Genomic DNA, 1169 nt, shown 5'->3' on the forward strand with positions numbered 1-1169 from the left:
TGGATATGCAAATAAAAATTCCAGTATAAGTTAAGCTACATTTTGATAAATTTTGTTTTGATTATTAAACTCTTCAATAGTTTTGTATTTCAGTGTACTGTGACGTCTTTTTTTATTGTACCAAACTTCGATATATTCAAAAATTTCCAGCTCCATTTTTTCTTTTGTAATGAGCTTGTTGCCATAAATGAGTTCCGTCTTTAATGATTTGAAAAAACTCTCAGCCACCGCATTATCCCAACAATTCCCTCTTCTGCTCATACTTCGGATAACGCCATAAGATTCAACTGTTTTAGCAAATTTCCTGCTCGCATATTGTACGCCCCTGTCACTGTGAAAAATCAATCCTTGATCAAATTTTCTGTTTTTAACAGCCATTTTCCAAGCTGAAAGACTCGTTTCTTCAGTACTCATTCCATCACTCAAACTCCAGCCGATGATTTTTCGGTCATACAAGTCAATTAATGTAGTGAGGTACAAAAACCCTTCTTTGGTTTGAATATAGGTAATGTCCGACACCCAAACTTTCGACCGTTCTGTCACTGAAAAGTTCCTGTCCAACACATTTTCCACGATCAAATAATTGTGTTTTGAGTTAGTGGTGACTTTAAATTTCCTGCTCAACTTGCTTTTCAAACCCAGCTCTCTCATATATTTTGCAACCGTAACCCGAGATATTTTGTAACCCAATGCATTGAGTTCAAAAGTAATCCGTGGGCTGCCATAACGCTGTTTTGAGGCAAAATAAATCGAATTTATCTCTTGTTTTATTTTTTCTTTCAAAAGCAAACGGTTAGAATTTGGTCTGCTCTTCCATTTGAAATAACCGCTGGAAGCCACTTTCAGAACCTTACACATTTTTTCAATCGGAAATAAATACTCGTAAGTTCTTATAAACTCATATTTCATCGACCGCTCTTGGAAAAAATGCTGATTGCTTTTTTTAAGATGTCACGTTCCAACTCCGCATCCCTGAGTTTTTTCTCCAACTCGTGGATCTTTTCCTGTTCAGCGGTCAATTTCAATTTACCATTTCCGGGGAAGCTTCCGGCTCCAAACTCCTCAAATTCCTTTCGCCATTTGTATAGCAAAGTCACTTTAATACCGAGTTCTCTGGCTAATTCTGATATATTATTTCTCTCTCTGCTCAATTGAACTGCTTGGGTTTT

At 36.5% G+C, this 1169-nt stretch carries 1 protein-coding gene; it reads right to left on the reverse strand.

All coding sequences use genetic code 11. The features are described from left to right. Positions 1 to 30: 30 nt before the first annotated feature. Positions 31 to 1169 (reverse strand): IS3 family transposase gene (locus BW939_RS15675; protein ID WP_394333842.1). Its coding sequence is split into 2 segments (ribosomal slippage), with 1140 coding nucleotides annotated over them: positions 31 to 950 and positions 950 to 1169; the frame shifts between segments, so codons are not numbered across the junction. This gene is flagged as partial in the annotation.

It is taken from the genome of Chryseobacterium piscicola (genome assembly GCF_900156685.1).
Lineage (GTDB): Bacteria > Bacteroidota > Bacteroidia > Flavobacteriales > Weeksellaceae > Chryseobacterium > Chryseobacterium piscicola.